The organism is Acinetobacter sp. CIP 101934 (assembly GCF_000369585.1).
Taxonomy (GTDB): Bacteria; Pseudomonadota; Gammaproteobacteria; order Pseudomonadales; family Moraxellaceae; genus Acinetobacter; species Acinetobacter schindleri.
Genome location: NZ_KB850094.1, coordinates 1015950 through 1033424 on the forward strand (window position 1 = coordinate 1015950; position 17475 = coordinate 1033424).

Annotated in this window: 14 protein-coding genes; 10 read left to right on the forward strand and 4 right to left on the reverse strand. The window is 40.9% G+C overall.

The features are described 5' to 3' along the window. The first annotated feature begins 70 nt into the window (after positions 1-70). The 6 genes from sucC (at position 71) to pgaD (ending at position 8389) form a co-directional block, all read left to right on the forward strand. Positions 71-1237 (forward strand): ADP-forming succinate--CoA ligase subunit beta, encoded by a 1167-nt coding sequence (gene sucC / locus F899_RS05250; RefSeq protein WP_004810830.1) that lies wholly within the window; start codon positions 71-73, stop codon positions 1235-1237. Positions 1238-1248: 11 nt separating this feature from the next. Further along, positions 1249-2139 carry a succinate--CoA ligase subunit alpha gene (gene sucD, locus F899_RS05255; RefSeq protein WP_004810828.1) on the forward strand — a complete coding sequence of 297 codons (891 nt, stop codon included), beginning with the start codon at positions 1249-1251 and terminating at the stop codon, positions 2137-2139. Between the two features lie 149 nt (positions 2140-2288). Continuing rightward, on the forward strand, positions 2289-4742 hold the full coding sequence (locus tag F899_RS05260; RefSeq protein WP_005221254.1) for a PgaA family protein: 2454 nt from the start codon (positions 2289-2291) through the stop codon (positions 4740-4742). Continuing rightward, on the forward strand, positions 4742-6547 hold the full coding sequence (gene pgaB / locus F899_RS05265) for a poly-beta-1,6-N-acetyl-D-glucosamine N-deacetylase PgaB (protein WP_005221255.1): 1806 nt from the start codon (positions 4742-4744) through the stop codon (positions 6545-6547). Before F899_RS05260 ends, pgaB (F899_RS05265) begins: the two co-directional genes overlap by 1 nt. Beyond that, positions 6544-7806, forward strand: a complete 1263-nt coding sequence (gene pgaC / locus F899_RS05270) for a poly-beta-1,6-N-acetyl-D-glucosamine synthase (protein WP_005221256.1) — start codon at positions 6544-6546, stop codon at positions 7804-7806. The genes pgaB (F899_RS05265) and pgaC overlap by 4 nt, the downstream gene beginning before the upstream one ends. Position 7807: 1 nt before the next feature. Further along, complete coding sequence (gene pgaD / locus F899_RS05275; protein ID WP_005221257.1) at positions 7808-8389, forward strand: poly-beta-1,6-N-acetyl-D-glucosamine biosynthesis protein PgaD; 582 nt, start codon at positions 7808-7810, stop codon at positions 8387-8389. On the opposite strand, the gene pgaB (F899_RS05280) is transcribed toward pgaD, so the two are convergent. The 4 genes from pgaB (F899_RS05280) to F899_RS05295 form a co-directional block, all read right to left on the reverse strand. Further along, positions 8367-9569 (reverse strand): poly-beta-1,6-N-acetyl-D-glucosamine N-deacetylase PgaB, encoded by a 1203-nt coding sequence (gene pgaB, locus F899_RS05280; protein ID WP_005221258.1) that lies wholly within the window; start codon positions 9567-9569, stop codon positions 8367-8369. The genes pgaD and pgaB (F899_RS05280) overlap by 23 nt on opposite strands. A gap of 178 nt (positions 9570-9747) precedes the next feature. Beyond that, positions 9748-11454, reverse strand: coding sequence for a flotillin family protein (locus tag F899_RS05285; RefSeq protein WP_005221260.1), 1707 nt, complete (start codon positions 11452-11454; stop codon positions 9748-9750). An 82-nt stretch (positions 11455-11536) separates the two neighbouring features. After that, positions 11537-12172, reverse strand: coding sequence for a YqiJ family protein (locus tag F899_RS05290; protein ID WP_005221262.1), 636 nt, complete (start codon positions 12170-12172; stop codon positions 11537-11539). Between the two features lie 584 nt (positions 12173-12756). Continuing rightward, positions 12757-13299 carry a hypothetical protein gene (locus F899_RS05295; protein ID WP_034433933.1) on the reverse strand — a complete coding sequence of 181 codons (543 nt, stop codon included), beginning with the start codon at positions 13297-13299 and terminating at the stop codon, positions 12757-12759. Between the two features lie 321 nt (positions 13300-13620). Between F899_RS05295 and cysD the strand changes: the two genes are divergently transcribed. The 4 genes from cysD to F899_RS05315 all read left to right on the forward strand — a co-directional run bounded on the left by cysD (position 13621) and on the right by F899_RS05315 (position 17462). Further along, positions 13621-14535 (forward strand): sulfate adenylyltransferase subunit CysD, encoded by a 915-nt coding sequence (gene cysD / locus F899_RS05300; RefSeq protein ID WP_004810809.1) that lies wholly within the window; start codon positions 13621-13623, stop codon positions 14533-14535. A gap of 144 nt (positions 14536-14679) precedes the next feature. Beyond that, the gene (cysN, locus tag F899_RS05305) at positions 14680-16293 is read left to right on the forward strand and encodes a sulfate adenylyltransferase subunit CysN (RefSeq protein ID WP_004810808.1); all 1614 of its coding nucleotides are present in this window, start codon (positions 14680-14682) and stop codon (positions 16291-16293) included. 142 nt (positions 16294-16435) lie between these two features. Beyond that, entirely contained in the window at positions 16436-16702 is a 267-nt protein-coding gene (locus F899_RS05310; RefSeq protein WP_004810806.1) for a hypothetical protein, read from the forward strand. A 241-nt stretch (positions 16703-16943) separates the two neighbouring features. After that, a complete protein-coding gene (locus tag F899_RS05315) occupies positions 16944-17462 on the forward strand; it encodes a PadR family transcriptional regulator (protein ID WP_004810804.1) in 519 nt (172 codons plus the stop codon). Positions 17463-17475: the final 13 nt, after the last annotated feature.

Genomic DNA, 17475 nt, shown 5'->3' on the forward strand with positions numbered 1-17475 from the left:
TTGATGTGAACCAAGAAATATTGGGAATACGTGTAATAACAAAGTCAAATAAGTAGTAAAAGGTTAATCAATGAATTTACATGAGTATCAAGCAAAAGCGTTATTAAAAAAATATGGCATGCCAGTTCAGGAAGGTATTCTTGCGACAAATGCTGAAGAAACCGTGCAGGCTTTTCAACAGCTGGGCGGAAAATTTGCCGTATTAAAAGCCCAGGTGCATGCCGGGGGGCGTGGTAAGGCGGGTGGGGTAAAGGTAGTTAAATCTGCCGACGAAGCCGCTGAATATGCCAATCAGATTATTGGTTCACGTTTAGTGACTTATCAAACCGATGCCAATGGTCAACCAGTCAACAGCATTCTGGTCTCTGAAGATGTTTATCCGGTAGAGCGTGAACTTTATCTGGGTGCTGTGGTAGACCGTTCAACTCGTCGCATTACCTTTATGGCATCGACTGAAGGCGGTGTTGAAATTGAAAAAGTGGCAGAAGAAACGCCTGAAAAAATTATTAAAGTTGAAGTTGATCCACTCGTTGGTTTATTGCCGTTCCAGGCACGTGAAGTTGCATTTGCTTTAAACCTTAAAGATGGACAAATCAACCAATTTGTTAAAGTCATGACCGCGGCTTATCAAGCCTTTGTGGAAAATGATTTTGCCCTGTTTGAAATCAATCCGTTATCAGTCCGTGAAAATGGTGACATTCTTTGTGTCGATGCCAAAGTAGGGATCGATTCGAACGCGTTGTATCGTTTACCTGAAGTGGCGGCACTACGCGATAAATCACAAGAGAATGAGCGTGAGCTAAAAGCCTCTGAATTTGATCTGAACTATGTTGCCCTGGAAGGTAATATTGGTTGTATGGTCAATGGTGCTGGTCTTGCGATGGCCACCATGGATATTATCAAGCTTTATGGTGGTCAGCCAGCTAACTTCCTCGATGTCGGTGGTGGTGCAACCAAAGAGCGGGTGATTGAGGCGTTCAAAATTATTTTGGCAGATAATTCTGTACAAGGTGTGTTGATTAATATTTTTGGTGGAATTGTACGTTGCGACATGATCGCTGAAGCAATTATTGCAGCAGTTCAAGAAGTAAATGTCACTGTGCCGGTTGTGGTTCGCCTTGAAGGGAACAATGCTGAGCTTGGTGCCAAATTACTGGATGAATCTGGTTTGAAATTAATTTCTGCAAATGGCCTGGCCGATGCTGCAGAAAAAATTGTTGCTGCAGTAAAAGCTTAAGGAGTATCACAATGAGCGTATTAATTAATAAAGACACCAAAGTTTTAGTTCAGGGCTTTACTGGTAAAAACGGAACTTTTCATTCTGAGCAGGCAATTGCTTACGGTACTAAAGTGGTCGGTGGGGTAACACCGGGTAAAGGTGGTCAATCACATCTGGATCTGCCAGTATTTAATACCATGCGTGAAGCGGTAAAAGAAACTCAGGCCGATGCTTCTGTAATTTATGTACCTGCACCATTTGTATTAGACTCTATTGTGGAAGCGGTTGACTCAGGTATTGAACTAATTGTAGTGATTACTGAAGGTGTACCAACACTGGACATGCTAAAAGCCAAGCGCTATCTGGAAACCAATGGTAATGGCACGCGTCTGATTGGCCCAAACTGTCCGGGTATTATTACGCCTGAAGAATGCAAGATTGGAATTATGCCAGGCCATATCCATAAGAAAGGCAAGATCGGGATTATCTCTCGTTCAGGTACCCTGACTTATGAGGCTGTATCGCAAACGACTAAATTGGGTTTAGGTCAATCGACGTGTATCGGTATTGGTGGTGATCCAATTCCAGGTATGAACCAGATTGACTGCTTGAAACTGTTTGAAGAAGACCCTGAAACAGAAGCTATTATTATGATCGGTGAGATTGGTGGTACAGCTGAAGAAGAAGCTGCTGAATATATCCAGTCTAATGTAACTAAGCCTGTAGTGGGTTATATTGCGGGTGTGACAGCACCGAAAGGAAAACGTATGGGGCATGCAGGTGCGATTATTTCAGGTGGCAAAGGCACCGCGGAAGAAAAATTTGCAGCCTTTGAACGTGCTGGCATGGCTTATACCCGTAGTCCTGCTGAGCTTGGTTCGACCATGTATCAGTTGCTGAAGGATAAAGGGTTAATCTAAACAATAAAAATCCAACATAAAGCCCTCTTATTGAGGGCTTTTTTTAGAAGAAATACATAATAGTTTGATCTGACAGGATGAAATTGTGAGCTAAATCGCACTTTGTTATAATATTTGTATAAATAAAATACATAACAAGACAAATGCCAATGCTAAACAACAATAACTATTACTCAATCGCCTATGTGTTGCTTGCCACAGGAATCAGCTTGAATCCTTTATATGCAGCTATTACAGACACGCAAAGGCATCAGGTGGTCAAGCAAATTAAGTCTGGGGATACCCAAAAAGGTTTTAAAATACTCGCAGAAATGGTACGCAAAGATCCTGCGAACATGAACCTGCTGGCTGACTTTATTTTGTTAAGCCGACAATATAATTCCCCCCTAATTCAGCAAGATTACAATCTGAATCACTTAAAAATTTCAACATATCCAGTCTATGGGCAACTGCCTCTGGTGATGTTATTGCGTGATCAGGGTAAATTTTTGCTGGCTGAACAATATGCAGCAAAATTTCAGAAAAACAGCACAAGTGATATTCCATGGGATTTATACCGTGGCATGTTGCTTGCGGAAAGTGGTCAATTGGAGCAAGCAGAGCAACAAATCAGGAAAGTTGACCAGAAACAGCTGAATGCTGATCAGCTGGTACAATTGGCTTATACCTATCGCTTATTAAGACAACCTATACAGGCACTGAATACCGCAACTCGCGCTTTATCGATGAGTCGTTCGGAAAGCGTGCAGGAACAGTATGTGCTGGCTTTGGCAGCCAGTGCTGATTATGACAGTGCAAACCGTTATTTACAGCAGCAGGGTAAAGGGCAAAGTCGTCTCAAACATGAAGTACAGCTGATCAAGTTTAGTCAAAATATTCGTAATGCCATTGATTTCTATAAAGTACAAAGTGAAAAGGATCAGGGCAAAATTGCCTATACAGAGCTGGATCAGGTGATTTCGGAAATGCAGGCTTATGAAAATGAGCTAGCCCAATATCCCGAGTTACGTCAAAGATTTTATTATGAATATATTTTTGCCTTAAGTGCACGGCAACGTTCTACTGAGGCTTTGGCGCAACTGGCTAGAATCAATCAGCCGGTAGAACAGATGCCTGCCTATACCAGACATGCACTAGCTGATAGCTATTTGCGCAATCATAAACCAAAGCAGGCGGAAATATTGTACCGCAGTCTGTTTAAAGAAAAGAATTATGTAGACTATGACGTTTATGCAGGTCTGTACTATAGCTTGATTGAACAAGAAAAATTTAAAGCCGCTGATGAAGTAATTAAGGAAATGGATCAGCGCTTACCAATCTTCTTCTATAGTCAGGCTAAAGGTGTAGATCGTACGATTCATATGGACCGTGATGAGTATGTGATCTTAAGAGGTCTTCATTATAGTTATAAAAACCAGCTGGATAAGGCAGAACTGTATTTTCAGGACCTAGTAAATAAATCTCCAGGAAATCGTAATTATATCAATTATCTTGCGACTATACAGCGTTGGCGTGAAAAACCTTTGCAAGCACAGGCAACGGTTTCCTTACTCAATGGTACAGAGCCATCAACACAAGCCACCCGAATTAATAGCATGCAAAATGCGCAAGCTGTCTTTGATGTGCAGACATGGCGTAGTAGCAATACTGATCTTTTAGAGCGGGCAGGAACTGATACCGGGGTAGTGCGTAGTCATAAGGAGCTCAAAGATCGTGAGCGGTTTACCATTTCACATAATAGTCTTTATGCGAAAAGTGAAACGGATGATCAAGATCTGGTCAATAATCTGAATGGTTCTCGTGAGAAACAAAGCTGGACGCGACTCAATACCCCATGGTTTTCAGATTATTACCGGGCCTTTGTGGAGCATCAGTACCGTAATGGAGAGTATGAGGAAGGTAAGCGAGATGATCAACGGATCGGTGTAGGACTGGAATGGGTTGATAACCGCAAATATGCCACTGTAGCACTTTCACAAGCGACCGAGGGTGATCGCTTTGGAGTGAATATAACCTGGAATCACTGGTTAAGTGATCACTGGAATTATGGTCTGGCTTATAACAGCCAGGCAGAGATTCCATTGCAGATACAGGATGAACATGAAGGGCAGTCTTATCGTTTCGACTTAAACTGGCAACAGCATGAATCTACAAAGGCTGGATTGAGCTATCAGTTTACTGATATTGATGACGGAAATGAGCGTCAGGAACTAGGTACCTATTTCAAACAACGTATTTTCCAGGCTCCACATCATTTAACCCATCTGAACTTATATGGATTTTGGGCATCGAATAAAGATGATGTAGAAACTTCCTATTTCAATCCATCTTCAAGTTGGAGTGCAGAAGCAGGTCCGGAACATGATTGGGTAACCTGGCGTAGTTATGATCAGTCGTTGACTCAACGTTTTTCATTAAATCTTGGTGTATTTGACCAGGAAGATTATGACTCAGGCCTAATTTATTTGGCGAAATATCAACACCTCTGGCAAATCACCAGAACTTGGTCCCTGAATTATGGGGTGTCCTATGGGCAACACCCTTATGACGGTGAAGATGAAAATAGACTCGAAGCAAGTTTTGGATTTGAAGGGAGATTCTAATGAAAACAATAAAAAATACACTCGCTCTATTAGGATGCTTAACTCTTTTTATGGCATATAGTCATGCTGAAAATAAAGCGATGGATCTGCCTGAAAACCAGTTCGTAACACTCACTTTTCATGATGTCAGGAATGATGTAGCACGTCAGGGTGATCGTGATCAATATGCAATTAGTACTGAATATTTGGCGCAATATTTTGCTTGGTTAAAACGTGAAGGTTGGAAAACTATTTCTTTGGAAGATATCCGCCGTGCCCGTGAGAAAAAAATTCCATTACCAGAAAAATCGGTACTTTTAACCTTCGATGATGGGGCGCTAAGCGGATATACCCAAGTATTTCCTTTATTAAAGCAATATAAATTACATGCCGTTTTTGCTATTCCAACCAGCTGGATTGGTACCAAGCATAAAGATGCCATAGAGTCCTATGGGGCAAATAATCTGATGAATTGGGACCAGATGCGGGAAATGCAAAATAGTGGCTTGGTCGAGTTTGTATCGCATTCACATAATCTGCATCGTGGAGTTATTTCGAATCCACAAAGAAATATGCAGCCTGCTGCAACTGCACGTATATATGATCTGACAAAGGCACGTTATGAATCTGACCTCGCTTATAGGCAGCGTGTGCTGGAAGATTTAAAGCGTTCTAAAGCCATTCTGGAACAGGAATTATCAGTACCGACTCATGCTATTTTCTGGCCTTATGGTGCTGTAACAGCAGAAACAGAAGATATTGCTAAGCAGGCAGGACTAAGCATGTCTTTTAGCCTCGGCACTATGGCGCCATTGGCTGATTCAGTAAAAACTTATCAGCGTGCCTTGATTATGAATAACCCGAACCTGGCAGAAATTAAAGAGGCAATGTCTGAGTTTTTGTATCACACCAAGCAACCCTATCTGGAGCAGAAGAGCTTTATTCAGTTTAATTTGAAAGATCTTGCGCAGCCCAGTATAAAACAGGCTGATGAAAAACTCGGTCAGTTCCTCAACCAGTTAGATGCACTGAAAACCAATCAGCTGATCTTGAAACCTGTTGCCGATCTCGATGGTAATGGCACGGTCGATGTGGCTTACTTCCCGAACAGCCAGTTAAAAATGCAACAGGATTTACTGAATCGTACTTTATGGCAAGCACGTACCCGTACGTATCAGCGTGTTTATGCAGAGTTACCGCTCAGTATGATGAATCAGGGCTATAATATGGTCCAGCTGGTTGAAGATATATTCAAATATAACAGCAATCTGGAAGGCTTGGTGATAGATGCTGGCCAAGAGTTAAATTGTGCTGTAGAGAGTACACAGTGGTCGGCTGAATGTAAGAAACAGATTGAGCGGGTTATTAACTTAAAACAAAATACGAGTCGGCGTGCCAAATACTATGCCAATATCAGTAATGTCTATTTGGCAGTACTGAAAATAAATACCCATAAAACTATGGGGCTGAAGGCCTTATTTGAAACCTTGGCAGATGATTCAGACTATATCTATCTGGTTTTGGATCAAAAAACCAGCAAAGCTGAGCATAACCAGTTGCTCAAAAATATTCAGCAATTAACCTCCGTACAAAAACAACGTTTGATGATCGGTTTTGATCTGGCAGGTCAATCAGAACAAGATCAATGGATTACTAATAGTATTGCGAATTTACGTAGACAAGGTATCCAGAAAATTTCTCTTGAAAATTATAATTTTAAAAATGCCGGGCAGGTTCAACAAAGACTTTATGCATCGATTAGCTTAAACAGTAATCCTTTCGTTTATCGTGATCCCTTTCAGGCTCAGCAGGGAGAACGTAAATGATTAATAGTATCAGTTTACATGATGTCATCTTTGGCTTTGCTTTTTTCTATCCATTGTTTATGGCCTGGATGTGGATTGCTGGTGGAATCTGGTTTTTTATAAAACGCGAACTGAATCAGAAAGTATTACCTGAACCCAAAGAAGCAGGTTGTAGTATTTTAATTCCCTGTTTTAATGAGGCTGAACAGGTCAAGCAGACCATTCGCTATGCCATGCAAAGTCAGTATCCAAAATTTGAAGTGATTGCGATTAACGATGGCAGTTCGGATCAGACAGGAGAGATTCTGGATGAACTGGCAGAAAAATATCCAAAATTACGTGTAGTACATTTGGCCGAGAACCAGGGTAAAGCGTATGCACTACGTGCAGGCGCAATGGTAAGTGGTTATGAGTACCTGATCTGTATTGATGGCGATGCTTTAATGCATCCACATTGTGTACTCTGGATGATGCACCACTTAACCATGTTCCCGCGTGTCGGAGCGGTAACGGGTAACCCGCGGATTATCAATCGCTCCAGCATACTAGGCAAAGTTCAGGTTGGAGAATTTTCTTCTATTATCGGATTGATTAAGCGGGCACAACGTACTTATGGTCGCATTTTCACTGTCTCTGGTGTCTGTGCCGGATTTAGAAAAACTGCTCTGGATCGTATTGGTTACTGGCGTGATGACATGATTACTGAGGATATTGATGTGTCATGGCGTTTGCAGTTTGATCATTGGGATGTGCAGTATGTCCCTCAAGCACTCACCTATATTTATATGCCCGAAACTTTTAAAGGGTTGTGGCAGCAGCGATTACGCTGGGCACAAGGTGGTATTGAAGTACTCTTTGCGTATATTCCTAAAATATTTAAATGGCGTTTGCGCCGCATGTGGCCGATTGCACTGGAATCTGTAATTAGCGTGTTATGGGCATATACCATGTTTGGTGTATTCGTCTTGTTCTTTTATGGTTTGTTCTTTCCTGTGGCCCCAGAGTGGTATATCAATTCTCTGTTGCCGCAGTGGTATGGTGTGATTCTCGGCGCAAGCTGTTTGATTCAGTTCATGGTCAGTCTATGGATTGACCGCAGATATGATAAAGGTCGAATGTTCAGAAGTTATTTCTGGGTAATCTGGTACCCACTATTTTTCTGGATTTTAACCATGTTAACGACTGTTGTATCGTTGCCGAAGACCATTTTTAAAACCCAAACCCGTGCACGGTGGATCAGTCCAGACCGAGGCTTCCGTGGTGAAACAGAGGTAAAATAAGGTGAAAAACAATAAAAATATTCCTGCCAAGCCGCAGGTTAAAATTGCCGAGTATATGGAGCTCCCAACAACTGTTGAAATTTCTGAACTCAGTGTCGCAGCAACTGTTAAAGAATCTAAACTCGATATTCCGGAGTATATCGATGTTCCAGAATATGTAAGTGGTCGAACGAGTGGTTATAGCCTGATGGCACTAGGCTGGATGGCGTGGATATGGCTATTTATGCCATTGGCCTCCCTGGGTTTATGGTGGTTTGAATCGAGCCTGATTGTTGATCATGTCTTAATAGACCATAAACCTTATCAGGGAATGACGCTACTTGAGCTGGCCCTACTGATTATTATTGCTTTTTCAAGCTTGCTGTTATGGGCTTGTTATAACTGGATTCGATTCAATCGAGTAGATCGACGTTCGGCACCTAGACCGGTTGAACTCCAGGAGATTGCTTATAGCTTTGATGTTGAAAAGCATGCTCTACTGGAAATGGTACAGGCCAAACAATTGACCCTGTACTATAATCAGGAGGGGAGATTAGAGCAGTACGATATACAAGGTAGGCCTATGAAAATTTCTTTGGCTTAAAAATCGTTGCATGTGGGTGTGGCATAAAAGGATCTTCTGGATAATAGCCAATATGCTGCACTCCTTGTTCTTTTAATAGATGTACAGTTTCTAATAACTCCTCATTTGAAAGTTTGTGCTGTGTATTCCAGTCTATGGTTTGAATTTCAAAAATGGTCCGAGATAAAGTAGGGTCATACTGCCGTGCTTTTTCTACCAAATTAAGATAGAACTTGGAGTGGTCTGGGGCTTTTTCCATATAAGGCATAGCCATAACAGCATTATAATCATAATGCTGTAGGGTACTTGAGGTTGATTGTGCAAACCATTTCTCGCTTTCAGGATTCAACATCACAGGCGCATAAGAGTTTCGGGCAAATTTGAGTGAGGGATTGGTGATTTTAAGCTTATTACTCAATTTTAAAGCAAGATTATCTAAATAGGCGGTTTTAGCTTTAGCAAACTTCATTTGTTCTGGATGTTGAGGATGACGTAATATTTTTTCAGCATCTTTAAATCCCCAATATTTATATACTTGCATGGCAGAGGGGGAACTATCCTCATAGTCATTCAAGGTAATATCGTCATGATACAAAATACCGTCCACAGTTATTTTATCTGTTAATGCTTTATAGATGTCATAGACATAATCAAAGTTTTTTGGATCAAATGGCGACAGGCGAATATAACCTTTTATGTTCTGGTTTGTAGTTTCTACATAATTTGCCCGGTAGTGCTTTGGCAGTTCCCAAGCCCACATGGGTAACCAGGCATAGATTTTTTTAACAGTGGTGCGATTTCGAATCTGTTCAGTGACTTTTTTAAATAAATCTTCCCTGACAGGCATATGTGGGTTAGGGAAATACACTTCATTTGCTGAACCATTAGCATCCTCATCAGCATAAGCCTGTAAAAAAATAGTATTAGGTTGGACAGTCTCTATACGCTTGATTAACTGGTTAATATTACGTGTCATCTGACGTGGATCAGGGTCATAAATATAGTCTAAATCAAGATGCATAATTGACATCTCTAATTGTTGGTTCTTCTGGTACCTTTCAATTAATGATGAAAAAGATAAAGGTTTGGTCAGTGCATTTGATGAGCTAGAAAAGGTGCTAAGTAAACTTAAAGAGGTAATTAAACCTAAGCTTAAAGTTATATTGAATGCAGATTTTCTGGAGTAAGTTGTATTTTTCATTATGCTATCCAGTAATTATCATTGTTATAAATTTTCTTATCTTAATAATCCATCATGAGAATGATGCTTATTCGCTTTCTTTACTGATAGCATGTTTATTTGGAAATATATGTGTAATTTTTGAAAAAAGCTTCCATCTTGGAAGCTTTTTTATTTTAAAAATTTTAGCGATAAATTTTTAGGTTTTCGTTTTTAGACTTTGTGTCATCCCATTAATATCACCACCCTGGATGCCTAACTCACTCATCAGACTGTCAATGAGCGGAGCTTGACTGCGGTAGCGTAGAGCACTATTTACAACTTGGTCGGAAAGAGCAACATTACTACTTTCATGATGAGCATCTGCCTGACAAGAACCTGTATGTGCTCCGTGAAGGCCATTCACCTGAAGAATTTTTATATCATCAATGTTTTCCATTGGCTTGACGCTTTCACGGATAATTTCAGGTAGGTATTTGAGCATTGCCAGACGGATCTGCATTTCTACCTGCTCTGAAGACAGTACATTGTTAGCTTCATTCACTGCACGGGTACCTTCAGCATCGACCTGATACTGTTTCTCCATTGCCTGAGCCAGGAGAACTTTAGCATCTGCTTCACCCTTGGCTTTTAAACGAACTTTTTCAGCTTCTGCTTCAGCGGCAATACGAACCGCTTCTGCATCATCAGCCGCTGCCTGTTTACCTGCTTCAGCAGCCACGGTAATCGCAATTGCATCTTTCTCGGCCTGTTCTTTGGCAGCCACCAATTCAACTGCTTTTTGACGTTCTGCCTGCTGAATCTGACGTACTGTTACAACTTCTTCTTCAGCTTTTACTGCTTGAGCACGGGCAAGATCTGCTTGTGCTTTGGCTTCAGATTCGGCACGAGATTTTTCAGCAATCGCAATCGCACGGTCCTGTTCAGCCAGTTCAATGGTTTTCTTTTGTTCAACCTGAGCTTTTTGAATAATCTGTGCTTTCTGGATATTTTCATTTTCGACATCACGGGCAGCCAGAATGCGTTTTAATTCAACTTCGCGTTCAGCCGCAATACGTGCTTCCTCAGCTTCACGTTTTTTAGCAGCTTCTTGGGCTGCAATCTCAGCCAGCTGTTCAGCGCGACGAATCGAAATTTCACGTTCCTGTTGCAGCTTGGCGTATTCTTCTTCACGAATAATCTGTAAACGTGCCTGTTCAGCTTCAAGATTCTTGGTTTTAATTGCCAGGTCAGTATCCTGTTCAATATGGTTGCGTTTACGGCGACGGTCTTCAATGGTTTCAGTCAGTTTGGTCAGACCTTCAGCATCGAAAGCATTTTGTGGATTGAAATATTTGAAGCCAGTCTGATCCAGACCTGTTAAAGAAACAGTTTCGAGTTCAAGACCATTTTTATGCAGATCTTCCGACACGACTTGCTGTACTTTTTGTACAAAGTCGACACGCTTTTCATGCAGCTCTTCCATCGCCATTTCAGCAGCTACGGCACGTAACGAATCCACGAATTTGCCCTCTACCAGATTTTTCAGCTCGTTCGGTGACATGGTTTTTTGACCAAGGGTTTGTGCTGCCGTTGCAATTGAATCTGCGGTTGGTTTAACCCGGACATAGAATTCGGCCATAACATCGACACGCATACGGTCACGGGTAATCAGTGCCTGATCATCAGCACGGCGAACTTCCAGACGCAGAGTATTCATATTTACCGGTATAATTTCATGCAATACCGGCAGAACCAGCGCACCACCGCCTAGAATGACTTTCTCCCCGCCAAAACCGGTACGGACAAAAGAAATTTCCTTACTTGAACGACGGTAAAGGCGAGCAATGATCAGACCAAAGGTGATCAAGCCGGCAAAGATAACCCCAGTAATGATTAAAATGTTATATAAATCAAAATTTAACATTGTTGTTTGTTCTCTGTTTTAGCGTATTTGAAAATATAATTTTGGATTAAATAATAAATATAAAGTAAGAGAGAATAAGTATTTAGACTTTCATGGCCTGGAAGCCATTACGGGTTTTATCCATTAAAATCACAGATTGGCCCTGTTTCAGGATTTCACCATTGGCAGGTTCGACCAGCACATAATGGGTATGGCCATACTGATCTTGAACTTTGGCTTGTGCTGGTGAGTTGGCACGAGCATCGCCGAGGATAATGATTGCAGTTCGGCCAATCAGTTCTTCAATATGAATCGCGGTGGTTTCATCTTTTGGCAGGATCTTTTCCGCTATTTTGGCATTAAAACGGACCAGGGGCATGCACAAGAACAGGCAGGCGGGAGAAATGATCCAGCCATTAACTAAATGTCCAGTAAGACGTTCAAATATACCTTGAATCAAAAGACCGCTTAAGCCATAGGTGGTCAGGAAAATGATCAGCCAGATAAAGAGAGGAAGTTGTCCCAGATACAGCCAGTCAAATACCTTGCTAAAGATATTAGGGTTATTGGCAGGATGAAGGTCTACATGATGCGAGTCTTCAGGCAAGAGTTGGTCAAAAACACTTTGTGAACCACCACCCAGAAACAGCAATATACATTCCAGCGCTGCAAACATCAGCATCAGGCTAAGACTAATACTGAAAACAACATTCGACGGTTCGGTAAAAAGCTCCCACATTCCTTCGGGTCTCTATCTATAATTATGTTTGGCAAAATGAGTAAGAATAATTCTTGCTTATAAAAAGATAACATTGATTATACATTTTGCAATCTAAATACACACAAAAGTAGCGGATATTCAACTTGAATAATTTTAAATATTTGGAAATTAGATTGAATTCTTGTATGAGTTATCAAATTAATATTTTAGAAAACAATAGCTTCAAAAAGATGACAATATCTTAATAAATTTATGAATAGATAGATAAAAAATTTAACGTGGTCACATTTTTGTAAAGCTGAAATCCGAATGAAACAGGCATTTAGGTCAGAGACAATGACTTTATTTGATCAAAGGATATCTTAATATGCCCCTTCTAGTATCGGATAGGAGGTACGTAGTAATAAATGCAAGAAAGCACAATATTAAACATTTTTAATATTCATCCTTCTTTTTAAAAGTATATGTCTGTCCTAATGATCTTAAACTATTTGATTTATAAAAAATATTTTGACATAGAGATTGCCTAAAAAAAGCTAAATTGAATCGAGTCGATCGCATGTGTATCGACTCTACGATTAATTCAATTAGCCTAAGTAGAATTACAATAATGACGTCTGAATACGTACTTTCATATCTAAAGCTTGCTGAAGAATATACGCTTTCATCCATTGTACCTGTTCACCCATTGGATTAGTTTTTACCGCCGTATTCAGGAAATCCAATTCGGGCTTGCTAAACAGCTGATCTTCAAGTGCCTGTTCAAGTGTCTGGCTATTCGCGGCTAAAGGCAGGGCAACCAGATAAAATGCTTTAGGGTAGTTATAAAAAGCATATAAAAGGTTGAAGGCTTTCTGGTCACCTTTCAGATTGCCTGCACCAATCTCATATTTCGGATTTTGGTTACTATGCGTCAGGCCGATAACGTATTCAGCATTATTGTCTTGCAGGCGAACTCCGAACTGTAGACCGATCTGATCTGCAGTCAGTTCATGCTGTATATAGACGTTTAAAGCATTGCCATCATCAGAAAAGGGGCCTTGTAAGATCAGCATGTGTTGTTGATGCTGATAGATATAGCCAGCCAGTTTGGCTTGCTCAAGACGGGTTTTTAACGTTTCTAGGGTATATTGAGTAAATGGCATGTCTAAATTTAGATCCATAGGTACTAGGATTACTCTAGGTGGTTTTGCTACCGTTGGGAACAGGTACTTTAGATGATTTATCTATGAAGTTATTGCTAAAAAATAGTAGGTTTAAAAGGCTAAATAGAAGAAAATACTAAAATTCAAAGCATTAAAAATCATTAGATTGAATAAAACTAATAATAGATATCAGTGAAGTTTTATATGATGTTTTGATATATGGATAGCACAAAACAAGAAAACGTTATGAAAACTTAATCACTATAATGAATATAAATTTTATAAAGTGTAATAAGTACACGTGTAATACGCAGGTTGTCCATGTCATTAAATGAGGAAAGACTTACTCATCTTAAACAGCTTGAAGCTGAGAGTATTCACATCATTCGCGAAGTTGCTGCCGAGTTTGAAAACCCAGTCATGCTTTATTCGATTGGTAAAGATTCTGCGGTAATGCTGCATCTAGCATTAAAAGCGTTTTACCCTGCAAAACTTCCATTCCCGCTACTTCATGTAGACACGGGCTGGAAATTCAAAGACATGATTGCCTTCCGTGACAACATGGCAAAAACTCATGGCTTTGATCTGATCGTGCATCAGAACAAAGAAGGCCGTGATGCGGGTATTAACCCATTCGATCACGGTAGCTCAAAATACACCGACATCATGAAGACTCAAGGTCTGAAACAGGCACTTGATAAATATGGTTTCGATGCCGCCTTCGGTGGTGCGCGCCGTGACGAAGAAAAATCTCGTGCCAAGGAGCGAGTATACTCATTCCGTGACTCGAAACACCGTTGGGATCCTAAAAACCAGCGTCCAGAACTTTGGAACCTTTACAACGGTAAAGTGAACAAAGGCGAAAGTATTCGTGTATTCCCATTATCGAACTGGACTGAGCTTGATATCTGGCAATACATCTATCTTGAAAGTATTCCATTGGTCCCACTATATCTTGCTGCTGAACGCCCAGTTGTTGAGCGCAGCGGTACACTGATTATGGTGGACGATGAGCGTATGCCTTTAAAAGAAGGTGAAGTTCCACAAATGAAATCGGTACGTTTCCGTACTTTAGGTTGTTACCCATTAACGGGTGCAGTTGAATCCACTGCCAACACCTTGCCGGAAATTATCCAGGAAATGTTGCTTGCAACCAGCTCTGAGCGTCAAGGCCGTATGATTGACCATGATGAGGCAGGTTCAATGGAGAAGAAGAAGCAGGAAGGCTACTTCTAAGCATCTTCAAATCTTCCCTTAACCCCTTCTTTAATAAAGAAGGGGAACTCCCAAGGGAACGGAGCCAAGTCTCCCTTTACCAAAGAGAGATTTAGAGGGATTCAAGATTAAACCGATTTCTTAAGCATTTGTGGAGTTTGAGCGATGTCTCATCAATCTGAATTAATCAGCCAGGATATCCTGAGCTATTTAAAACAACATGAAAATAAAGACTTACTGCGTTTCTTGACTTGCGGTAACGTTGATGATGGTAAATCTACTTTAATCGGTCGTTTGCTTTACGATTCAAAATTGATTTATGAAGATCAGTTGCAAGCTGTAACGCGTGATTCTAAAAAAGTCGGTACGACTGGCGATGCACCTGACCTGGCTTTGCTGGTAGATGGCCTGCAAGCGGAACGTGAGCAGGGGATTACCATTGATGTCGCTTACCGTTATTTCTCTACTGAAAAACGTAAGTTCATCATCGCAGATACTCCGGGACATGAGCAATATACGCGTAACATGGCGACAGGTGCGTCTACTGCAGATCTTGCAATTATCCTGATTGACGCACGTTATGGCGTACAGACTCAGACTCGCCGTCATAGCTTTATTGCCAGCCTGCTGGGTATTAAGAACATTATTGTTGCGATCAACAAAATGGACCTGGTGGAGTTCTCTGAAACTCGTTTCAACGAGATCAAGGCAGACTATACTGACTTCGTGAACCAGTTAGGTGACCGTACGCCGGCGAATATTATCTTCACACCGATTTCTGCCCTGAATGGCGATAACGTGGTGAACAAGTCTGAAAATACGCCGTGGTATACAGGCCAGACCCTGATGGGTACTCTAGAAACTGTTGAAATTACCCACAGTGTAGATAAAGAAGAATTCCGTTTCCCGGTTCAGTATGTTAACCGTCCTAACCTCGACTTCCGTGGTTTCTGCGGTACTGTAGCGCTGGGTGAAGTGGCTGTAGGCGATGAGATTGTTGCTTTACCATCAGGCAAGAAATCTACTGTTAAGGAAATTGTAACTTTTGACGGCAATTTGCAACGTGCATTTGCAGGTCAAGCAGTGACTTTAACCTTGAACGATGAGATTGATATCTCTCGTGGCAACATGCTGGTGAAAGCGGGTGATCAGCCTTTAGCTTCACGTTCGGTTCGCGCTTCTGTGGTATGGATGAATGACCAGCCATTGGTTAAAGGTAAGTTGTATAATGTTAAGCTAGGTACGCAAACGGTTCCTGCAAAAGTTGCAGAGATCAACTACCGTGTAAACGTCAATACACTTGAGAAAACTCAGGTAGAGCAGCTGGATCTGAATGCAATTGCTGATGTTCAAATCGAGTTTGATGCGCCAGTGGTATTCGACCGTTACCGTGAAAGCCGTCATACTGGTTCGTTTATCTTCATTGACCGTTTAAGCAACGTCACTGTTGGTGCGGGCATGATTGAAGATGCAATCGAATGGACTGCACATACCAATCCTGTGACTGCTGAAGATCGTGCTGCACGTTTGGGTCAAAAACCAGCTGCGGTATCTGTATCTGCTAAAGCGCTTGAAAATGCTCAAGCACTTGAAAGCCTGTTAATTCAGCAAGGTGTGGTTGCGATTGCAAAAGTCGGTCTTTCAGCTGATCAAGTTGCGCTGGTTCGTGAAACTGGTGTGGTTGTGGTGACTGAGGCAACTGAAGGTACAGATGTGACTTTTGCTCAGGAATCTGCTGAAGAACTTGCTGAGAAAATTGTGGAATTGGTTCGTCTATAAGACAGTACTGATTTTAAAAACCCGCTGAAAAGCGGGTTTTTTATTGCATAAATTTTGTTTGCATGAAAATCGCTCAATTAGTCAAAATGTGATCTTTCAATTTATTAGTTACTAAATACAATTCTCCCTAGATGGGGAATTTATGAAAAAATTATTATTGCTGGCTGGCTTGTGTATGACTTTTGGAGTTGAAGCCAAACAGAGTAGCCAAAGCGTTGAAGCAATCAAGCAGAAGATTATTAAAGAATCAATTGAGAGTTATCCGGGCAATTGCCCATGTCCTTATAATACAGCGAGTAATGGTAGTCGTTGTGGTAAGCGTAGTGCTTATAACCGAGCGGGTGGATATGCGCCACTTTGTTATCCGGAGGATGTAAGTGACCGGATGGTAAGGGAATATAAACGTTAAAATTCTAATGTGTGAGATTATCAATCATCCACATTTAAGCATTCATATAAGGCGGTAACCATACACATTGTGGTTTTTCCATTAATTTTTCAATATTGACCTTAACTAGGAATGAGCCTGTATATTGATGTTCTTCAAAAAACATTTTTTGTCGAATTTCTTTATCTTTAAATCTGACTTTTATCGCTTTGCTTAAGTATGATAAGATATATCTTAATTAATTTTAAGATATATCTTTGCTATGTCTAGAATTCCTAATTCTGTCCTAACAGAAGAACAAGAGAACTCTCCAAAACCTCGCAAACGCCTGTTTGAAGCAGGTGAAATGAAATTGCTGGTGCTGCATTTTATTGCTCAAGCGCCCAAATTTAGCTACGACATTATCAAAGAAGTGGCTGCTTTAGTGGGCGGAAACTACAAGCCGAGCACCGGCACAATCTGCCCAACCATTAATTATCTGGAAGAACAGCAATATACGCAAATGACTATGAGTGCTGATGGGCGCAAGCAGTATCACATTACTGAAAAAGGTCAGGCACATCTCAAACAACGTCAGCAAACCTTACAAAAGGTACTAGACCGTTTTAATACGCGTAAACAAATTCAATCGAATGAACAATATGTTGATATTAAACATGCAATGGAAAATTTAAAAACCTCACTGCGTTTAAAGATTCAACATAGCAAACTTAATGAAATCCAAATACGTGAAATTGCAGAACAGATTGATCAAGCAGCCATAAACATCACACGTCTGTAATCCGATTCACGAT

Coding starts and splice junctions, on each gene's coding strand:
- sucC (WP_004810830.1), top strand. CDS start 71: ATGAATTTACATGAGTATCAAGCAAAAGCGTTATTAAAAAAATATGGC.
- sucD (WP_004810828.1), top strand. CDS start 1,249: ATGAGCGTATTAATTAATAAAGACACCAAAGTTTTAGTTCAGGGCTTT.
- F899_RS05260 (WP_005221254.1), top strand. CDS start 2,289: ATGCTAAACAACAATAACTATTACTCAATCGCCTATGTGTTGCTTGCC.
- pgaB (WP_005221255.1), top strand. CDS start 4,742: ATGAAAACAATAAAAAATACACTCGCTCTATTAGGATGCTTAACTCTT.
- pgaC (WP_005221256.1), top strand. CDS start 6,544: ATGATTAATAGTATCAGTTTACATGATGTCATCTTTGGCTTTGCTTTT.
- pgaB (WP_005221258.1), bottom strand. CDS start 9,569: ATGAAAAATACAACTTACTCCAGAAAATCTGCATTCAATATAACTTTA.
- F899_RS05285 (WP_005221260.1), bottom strand. CDS start 11,454: ATGTTAAATTTTGATTTATATAACATTTTAATCATTACTGGGGTTATC.
- F899_RS05290 (WP_005221262.1), bottom strand. CDS start 12,172: ATGTGGGAGCTTTTTACCGAACCGTCGAATGTTGTTTTCAGTATTAGT.
- F899_RS05295 (WP_034433933.1), bottom strand. CDS start 13,299: ATGCCATTTACTCAATATACCCTAGAAACGTTAAAAACCCGTCTTGAG.
- cysD (WP_004810809.1), top strand. CDS start 13,621: ATGTCATTAAATGAGGAAAGACTTACTCATCTTAAACAGCTTGAAGCT.
- cysN (WP_004810808.1), top strand. CDS start 14,680: ATGTCTCATCAATCTGAATTAATCAGCCAGGATATCCTGAGCTATTTA.
- F899_RS05310 (WP_004810806.1), top strand. CDS start 16,436: ATGAAAAAATTATTATTGCTGGCTGGCTTGTGTATGACTTTTGGAGTT.
- F899_RS05315 (WP_004810804.1), top strand. CDS start 16,944: ATGTCTAGAATTCCTAATTCTGTCCTAACAGAAGAACAAGAGAACTCT.